Raw genomic sequence first — 8,012 nt, 5'->3', positions numbered from 1 at the left:
TCAACCAACATTGGCTTTATCCCTGTGCAAGGCGATCACAATGTGCTTACCTACTTCAACTACCAACGCTCTTTTGTCCCGCCTCAATTAGATGTTTTGAGCTATGGAGGAGCGGAGTATTTCACCCAGCACTTTGACACGGTGGAAGCAGGAGCACGCTACACCTATAAAGATAAATTCAGCTTTAATGCAGACTACTTCAGGATTTGGGCGCGCGATTTTGCCACCGGGCAGTATTCAGTCTATACAAGCGGTCCCATGAAAGGTAATGTGCGCCCCATTAATGGCTATTCTCAAGGCGTGGAGCTGGAATTGTATTACAGGCCTATTAGAGGGTTGCAATTCCATGCCGCTTTCAACTACATTGACACTCGTGTAACCAGCCATGGCCCTTTAACAGACTTGAACGGGGATGTGCTAAAAGGGACTAGCTATAACAAGCATTTCCCTTTTGTAAGCCCTTTCCAGTTCATTTTTGACGCTCGCTACAACTGGCGTAAAACCACCATTGGTATTTCTAGCTATTTTTATAGCCGCGCTTATAGCGGGATTAGCAACAGCGCAGCAGGAGGCTATTATGGGATGCAATATTATAGTGGGGGGAACAACTATGAAAGCGTTCTTAATAGCGGTTATCAATGCGAAGCTTGGTGTATGACCCAGCATGAAGGGCTCTTGCCTTGGTATTGGGTGTGGAATATCCAAGTGAGCCAAATTTTCTGGGAAAACGGAAGACACAGAGTTACAGGAAGCTTGCAAATCAATAACATCTTCAACATGAAGTATTATTTTACAGGGATTGGCTCTAGCCCTGCAGGCTTGCAACCCGCACCTGGAAGATCGGTTACAGCGTATTTGAACTACACTTTCTAAAGGCTTTTAAAAGGAGGGGGATCTTACTATGATGAGCCGCTTAAATTAGCCGCTTAGCGGTTCCACTAATATTGTGAAGTCTTCATTTAAGAATATTCCAAATAAGTTTCTTTGAGGCTGGCCTTAGCCCTTTGCCAATCAGGCAAATACAAACTCAGCAAATCCCTAAAATATTCGTTGTGGTGGCGCGCTTTGAAATGCAATAATTCATGCACAACCACATATTCAATGCCCTTTCTAGGCGCTTTAGCCAATTCCAAATTAAAAAGTAGGGTGCGTTTAGTTGTGTTGCAACTCCCCCATATCCGTTTCATTTTTTGGATTCTAAAGCTTTGTATGCTTTCGTTTAAAATCTTTTCGTATTGGTTGATGTAGGTTTGTATTTTTTCTCTTAAGACTTGTCTGTAATAGTTTTCTAACACTTTTAAGCGGTTTTCTAAGCTTGTCTTTTGATGGACATGCAAGATTAAATATTTAGGGCTTTGGAGGACGAAGTGTTTTTTTATAGTGTGTTCAATCTTTAACAAATAGCGTTTCCCAAAAAGATAATGGCTTTCTCTCTCTAGCATTCCTCTTTGGCTCTGTCTGTTTTGGTTTAAAAAATTTTGTTGCTGTTCTTTTATCCAAGGGAGTCTTTTAATCAAAGAAAGCCTAAGGCTCTCATCGTTTAAAGCTAGGGGGCAAGACACACGCACAGAGCCATCAGGCGGGCAAACGCTAATGTGTAAATGCTTAATATCCTTTTTTTCTATAGCGATGTTGGTATTATTTAAAGTCAAACAATAAGCGTTCATTAACGATACTCTTCTATGTTTTTGGCTAAATTAAAAACATTTTCTAACAAAACCTCATCGTTTATGATTTTTCTTAAAGCGATTTTAAGGTTTTTTTCTTTTTGGTTATGCCCCACCCAACCATCTTTTTTATTACCCCTTATGCATGCGTCTATTTCTAGGGCTAAGGCTTCATTTTCATCTAAATTATCATAGAGGGTTTTTAAAGCGTTAGTGTTGATCTTTTTAGGGTAATTTCTATTTTCTTTATTAATAACTTTTTTGGCTAAGTCGTGGATTTGTTGCAAGTATTCTAAATAGGTTAATTTCTTTTCTCTAAACTGGAGAATCAAATCGTTTAAAAGCGAAGATAATTTTTCGTAATACTTAGGATCGCTCGCTTCTTTTTCTATAATGCGTTTTTTAGTGTTGTTAGCGATGCTTTCTGCCATAGAGCTTTCATTTTTAAACACTTGAGACAGCTCCTTATTAAAATCATTAATATCCATTTGGGCTAAAACTTTGCACAGCCCTTGATCTTCTATTTTGAATAACACCTCGCTATCCGTGGTTTTAATGTAAGCGTCTAAGATCCGGCGCATGTCTTCATTATAGCTTTTTAAATCCACGCTATCCCCACTACTCAAGCCAATCACCTTTTGTAAATGCCTGTAAAATTCCGCTTCTTGTTTGATTTGTTGCGTTTCTTCTTTAGAATAAATGGGCTTTTCTATATTGTTCAATTCCACAAACATTCTTAAAAACGCGCCAACAAGCTGATAAAACAACCGCCTTTTTTGAGCGTTTTTTTCTAAATCATTCCCACAAAAATAAGCGATATAATCCTCTTCATCTTTTGGCTCTTTCACGCCTTCGCAAAGCGATTTTAACTGATCTCTAGTTTCTTCTAATCTTTTCTTAATCTTTTGGGATTTGTCAGAGATAAGCCCTTGAATGTCTTCTCTTTCGTAGTTTTCAAACGCTTTATTGGTGTAATCGCTGTGCGCTTCTTGTAAGCTATCAAACAAATCCTTATAGTCTATGATGCAGCCAAAATCCTTATCTTCGCTATCTAATCTATTCACCCTGCACACCGCTTGAAAAAGCTTATGATCTTGCATTTTCTTATCCATGTATAAATAAGTGAGGCTTGGTGCATCAAAACCGGTCAATAGCTTATCCACCACGATCAACAGTTTCATTCTATTAGGCTCATTAATAAAACGCTCTTTAACTTTTTCTTCAAACTCTTTGATTTTATTAAGGGCTTTTTTCTCATCTTTTTCATCAAAAAAGTTTTGCAGCATTTTACAATAAGCGCGGTATTGGTGGCTCTCTTCGCTCTCATCGCTCCCGCAATCTTTAAGATCAGCGATATTGGGTTCATAGCTTGTGATCACAGCCACCTTATCCTTTAATTCTGTTTCTAAAAAGAGTTCAAAATACCGGCATGCGTTATACACGCTTTCAGCCACTAGCATGGCATTCCCCTTTTCACTCCTTAATCGTGGGAGTTTTGCCATATCCAATACAATATCTTGCACAATACGAGCCAATCTGTCTTTAGTGGAAAAAACTTTTTGCAAATTAACCCATTTCTTTTTAAGCTCTGCTTTAGCTATATCGTTCAAGCCTTGGGTTTTTAATTCAAAATATTCGTCTAGCTTTTCAGGGTTACTGACATATTGTTCCACGCTTCTGGCTTCATAGTTTAAATCTAGCACCACTTTATCGCTAACGGCTTCATTGAATTTATAGCAATGGATATAATCCCCAAACACCTCTTGGCTTGTCTTTTTATCTTGCTTCAATAAAGGCGTGCCGCTAAAGGCGATAAAAATCGCATTAGGGAGCAGGCTTTTCATGGCTTTATGCAATTTACCGCCTTGGGTTCTGTGGCATTCATCCACTAAAACAATCCATTCCTTTAAAACAGGTTGTTTTTTTAAGTCTTCTAAGTCATTGTCATCAAATTTATGGACAAGCGTTCCAACCAAAAATTTCTTATTTTCAAACAGCACGCTCAACAAATCCTTCTTGCTGTCTGCGCGATAAATATCCTCGCCTATTCCCAGAAACACGCCTTGAATTTGAGCGTCTAATTCTCTCCTGTCCGTAACGATTAAAACCCTCGCTTGTTGGGTATTTCTTCTTAGCCATTTAGTAAGCCACACCATAGTCAAGCTCTTACCGCTGCCTTGCGTGTGCCAGATAATCCCCCCTTCTTTTCTTTTGATAAATTCTTGCGTTTTTTTAATTGCAAAATATTGGTGGAACCTGGCGCATTTCTTTTGCCCCTTATCAAAAATCAAAAAATCATGGATAAATTCTAAAAACCTTTCTTTTTTTAAAAAGCATTCAATCGTCTCAAACAAATTTTTTAAAACGCCTTCTTCTTTCCAAGAAAGGTAGTATTTTTCTTTAGTCTCTATGACGCCATATTTTAGCCCTTGACTTTCATTGCCCGCCATAACCAATTGGATCGTTTTAAAAAAATCTCTAATAAATTCTTTCTTCTGGTTGTCTAAATTTTGCCTAATACCGCTTTCTACGCTCACGCTGGATTTTTTCAATTCTAGCACCCCTAAAGCGATCCCATTAACGTAAAGCACTATGTCCGGCCGTTTTGCGTTTGGCCCTTTAACGCTCACTTCTTCAGCCACGCTAAATTCATTCTTAGAAACGTCTTTCCAATCAATGAGCCAAGTCGTTTGAGTGTTTTCATTCTGGCTTATTTTAGTGTTCACGCCATAAATTAAAAGCTCGTAAAATGTTTGATTCGCTTCGTATAAATCGTTTTTTAAAGCATCATGGATTTTCTGCTCAATTTTATGCCACCTTTCAGGCTCAATTTTTTGATTTTTAATTAGCCATGCTTTCAAGCTTTCTTTATTGATGTTTTCATTATCGCTCTTTGTTAAATCCCCTAAATACGCATAGCCCATGCTTTTAAAAGTTTCTATGACTTGTTTTTGAACTTCTCTTTCTGTTTTCATCATAAACCCCTTAAGAACGCTTTTTACCGCTTTATATTATAATCCTAAAAACAAAATAGGGCGGTTAAAATGGCGATCAAAAAAAGCGAATTGTATAGCTCTTTATGGGCTGGAGCGGATAGCTTAAGGGGCGGAATGGATGCGAGCGAGTATAAAAACTACGTTTTGAACCTGCTTTTTTTAAAATACATCAGCGATAAAGCCAGAAACAATAACTTTAGTGAAATAGAAGTGCCACAAGGGTGCTTTTATGAAGACATTCTCGCTTTAGAGGGCGATAAGGAAATAGGCGACAAGCTCAATAAAATCATCGCCAAGATCGCAGAGCGAAACGAGTTAGAAGGCGTGATTGACAGCGTGGATTTTAACGATAACACTAAGCTAGGAGAGGGTAAAGCGATGATAGACACCCTTTCTAATTTGGTTAAAATCTTTGCGGATTTGAGTTTGGGCGCGCATGGGGCTTTAGACGATGATTTGTTGGGCGATGCATACGAATATTTAATGCGCCATTTTGCTAGCGAATCCGGTAAATCCAAAGGGCAGTTTTACACCCCTAGCGAAGTTTCGCTTTTGTTATCCCTTTTGCTTGGCATTGATGAAAACACCAGACAGGATAAAAGCATCTATGATCCCACTTGCGGAAGCGGTTCGTTATTATTAAAAGCTTCTAGTTTGGCCGGCAAAAACGGCTTAACTATCTATGGTCAAGAAAAAGACATTTCCACAACAGCCCTTTGTAAAATGAATATGATCTTACACAATAGCGCTACTGCTGATATTGCTAAAGGGGGTTCTAGCACCCTTTCTAACCCCCTTTTTACTACTGAAAATGGCATGCTAAAAACCTTTGATTATGTTGTGGCTAACCCTCCCTTTAGCTTGAAAAATTGGACTGATGGGCTAAGCATAGACCCTAAAAGCAAGCAAGTCATTAACGATAGTTTCAATCGTTTTGAAGACGGCACGCCCCCTGAAAAAAATGGCGATTTTGCTTTTTTGCTCCACATCATCAAATCCTTAAAAAACACAGGCAAAGGGGCAGTGATTTTACCCCATGGGGTGCTATTTAGGGGGAACGCTGAGGGAGTGATTAGAAAAAATCTTTTAACAAAAGGCTATATTAAAGGCGTGATAGGCCTAGCCCCTAATCTTTTTTATGGCACTTCCATTCCTGCATGCGTGATTGTTTTAGACAAAGAAAACGTGCATGCCAGAAAGGGCGTTTTTTTGATTGATGCGAGCAAGGATTTTAAAAAAGACGGCAATAAAAACCGCTTGAGAGAGCAAGATGTCCAAAAAATGATAGACACTTTTAACGCTTGCAAAGAAATCCCTTATTATTCCAAAATGGTAAGCCTAGAAGAAATTAGCGCTAACGACTATAACTTGAATATCCCGCGCTACATTGCCGCCAAGCAAGAATCAGAAAAAGACTTGTTCGCTTTAATCAACAGCCACAAAGCTAGTTATTTGCCCAAAAACGAAATAAAAGCCTACGCCCCTTATTTTCAAGTGTTTAAAGAGCTTAAAAACACGCTCTTTAAAAAGAGCGATAAAGAGGGTTATTACGCTTTAAAAACAGAATGCGAAAACATTAAAGAATTAATCATTCAAAGCTCAGAATTCCAAACCTTCCACGCTTCTGTTTTAAGTGCTTTTGACCGATTGGATTTATTTGAAACTTTTGAGCATTTAGAGCCAGGTTTTAACCCAAAAACCCTCATAGAAAGCGTTTGCTCAAAAGTTTTATACGAATTTGAAAAGGTAGAAATTTTAGACAAATACGGCGTGTATCAGCTCTTTAAAGATTACTACAACGAAGTCTTGCAAGACGATTGGTTCCTTCTCTCATTCAATGGCTTTATAAGCGCTAAAGAATTAAGGAAATTAAACCCCCTAAAAGACAAAAACAAAAAAGCCAATTATTTAGAGGAGCCGGATTTTGTCATTCAAAAAACCTACTATAAAAGCGATCTAATCCCTAAACATTTAATCAAACAACGCTTTTTTGAAAAAGAAGCGAAAGAATTAGAAGAATTAGAAAACGCCCTTAATGAAAAAGAGGCTCTTTTAGATGAATTTATAGAAGAGCATTCTAACGAAGAGGGGCTTTTTTATGAGTTGAAAATCAATGAAAGCGTTTTGAAAAAAGAGCTAAAAAACGCCACCGATTTAGAAGATGAAAAAATCCTAAAAACCGCTTTAGAATGGCTAGAAGCTAAAAACAAGGCGCTAAAAATGAAAAATAAAGCTTATGAGGAGCTGGAATTAAAAGCGTTCCACCAGTATAAAAACTTGGAATTAGACGAAATTAAGGATCTTATCATCCAAGACAAATGGCTTAAGAGCCTAAAAAACGCCCTAGAAAACAAGATTTTAAAACGCATCAACGCTTTTACAAGTGCTCTTAATGAAATCATTTCAAGCTACTCTAACAGCTTGTTAGAACTAGACAAAGAAGTCAAAGAGAGCGAATCAAAAGTTTTAGAGCATTTGAAAGATTTGGGGTTAATGGGGTGATAGAACGCATGGACGCATTAACAACGCCCTTAAATTGGCAAAGAGTGAGGCTTGGGGATATTGCCAACTATTTAACATCAAATTTAAGTGCAGAACAAATCACGCAACAAGGAAAAATTAAAGTCTATGATGTGAATAGTTTCATAGGCTATACAAATACAACTTTCATTAGTGATAAGCCTTATATTTCTATTGTTAAAGATGGAAGTGTAGGCAGAGTAAGGATTTTGCCGCCTAAAACAAATATTTTATCTACTATGGGAGCGTTAGTTGCTAATCATAAGACAACAACAGAATTTTTATTTTATTTGCTATCTAATTTTGATTTTAAAAATTTCACAAGTGGTAGCATAATACCGCATATTTATTTTAAAGATTATAAAGAAAAGACTATTTTTTTACCCCCCCTAAAAGAACAAATCGCTATCGCTAACATTTTAAGCGCTTTAGATCATGAAATCGTAAGCCTTAAAAATAAAAAACGCCAATTTGAAAACATCAAAAAAGCTTTAAACCACGATTTAATGAGCGCTAAAATCAGAGTTTTAAAAAATGAAACGCCCCAAAGTTAAGGACAAACCCACTCATAAAGGAAACCCCTAAGCTTAAAAGCTTAAGGGAACGCTCTTAGAAAAATCAGCGTTTCACAGAAACGACTACTTTAAGCCCCAAAAAAGCAAACTCAAAGTATAATGATCTCCAAGAGCGTTTGCCATTTTTACGCTTCATGGCATGCTCCTTACTTGGATTTGCCCCATAATGCAACTATGGGGCATGATAAAATTTTACAACAAACCCGCTTAAAATTTTTATCATTAAATATAAAAACAAAGTTAAGAATTTGAAT

General features: G+C 37.4%; 5 protein-coding genes. 3 read left to right on the top strand and 2 right to left on the bottom strand.

Annotated elements, in window-relative coordinates; all coding sequences use genetic code 11:
• Nucleotides 1-873, top strand: an 873-nt coding sequence (locus QT74_RS07475; protein WP_033765827.1) for a ligand-gated channel, incomplete at its 5' end; no start/stop codon positions are given.
• Between the two features lie 86 nt (nt 874-959).
• On the opposite strand, the gene QT74_RS07470 is transcribed toward QT74_RS07475, so the two are convergent.
• On the bottom strand, nt 960-1,667 hold the full coding sequence (locus QT74_RS07470; RefSeq protein WP_033765825.1) for a YgjP family zinc-dependent metalloprotease: 708 nt from the start codon (nt 1,665-1,667) through the stop codon (nt 960-962).
• On the bottom strand, nt 1,667-4,642 hold the full coding sequence (locus tag QT74_RS07465) for a type I restriction endonuclease subunit R (RefSeq protein ID WP_033765823.1): 2,976 nt from the start codon (nt 4,640-4,642) through the stop codon (nt 1,667-1,669). Before QT74_RS07465 ends, QT74_RS07470 begins: the two co-directional genes overlap by 1 nt.
• A gap of 69 nt (nt 4,643-4,711) precedes the next feature.
• Here QT74_RS07465 and QT74_RS07460 point away from each other — a divergent pair, with 69 nt between their 5' ends.
• Both QT74_RS07460 and QT74_RS07455 read left to right on the top strand, forming a co-directional pair.
• Nucleotides 4,712-7,165: a type I restriction-modification system subunit M gene (locus QT74_RS07460; protein ID WP_033765821.1), complete on the top strand. Its 2,454-nt coding sequence runs from the start codon at nt 4,712-4,714 to the stop codon at nt 7,163-7,165.
• 8 nt (nt 7,166-7,173) lie between these two features.
• Complete coding sequence (locus QT74_RS07455; protein WP_050579222.1) at nt 7,174-7,737, top strand: restriction endonuclease subunit S; 564 nt, start codon at nt 7,174-7,176, stop codon at nt 7,735-7,737.
• Nucleotides 7,738-8,012 lie beyond the last annotated feature (275 nt).

The organism is Helicobacter pylori SA213A, from assembly GCF_000476275.1.
Lineage (GTDB): Bacteria > Campylobacterota > Campylobacteria > Campylobacterales > Helicobacteraceae > Helicobacter > Helicobacter pylori_CL.
The sequence above is the reverse complement of the archived record's forward strand: the minus strand, read 5'-3'. Positions and strand labels throughout refer to the sequence as shown.

Excerpts from the sequence above, each read along its gene's own strand:
- QT74_RS07470 (WP_033765825.1), bottom strand. The coding sequence starts at position 1,667 with ATGAACGCTTATTGTTTGACTTTAAATAATACCAACATCGCTATAGAA.
- QT74_RS07465 (WP_033765823.1), bottom strand. The coding sequence starts at position 4,642 with ATGAAAACAGAAAGAGAAGTTCAAAAACAAGTCATAGAAACTTTTAAA.
- QT74_RS07460 (WP_033765821.1), top strand. The coding sequence starts at position 4,712 with ATGGCGATCAAAAAAAGCGAATTGTATAGCTCTTTATGGGCTGGAGCG.
- QT74_RS07455 (WP_050579222.1), top strand. The coding sequence starts at position 7,174 with ATGGACGCATTAACAACGCCCTTAAATTGGCAAAGAGTGAGGCTTGGG.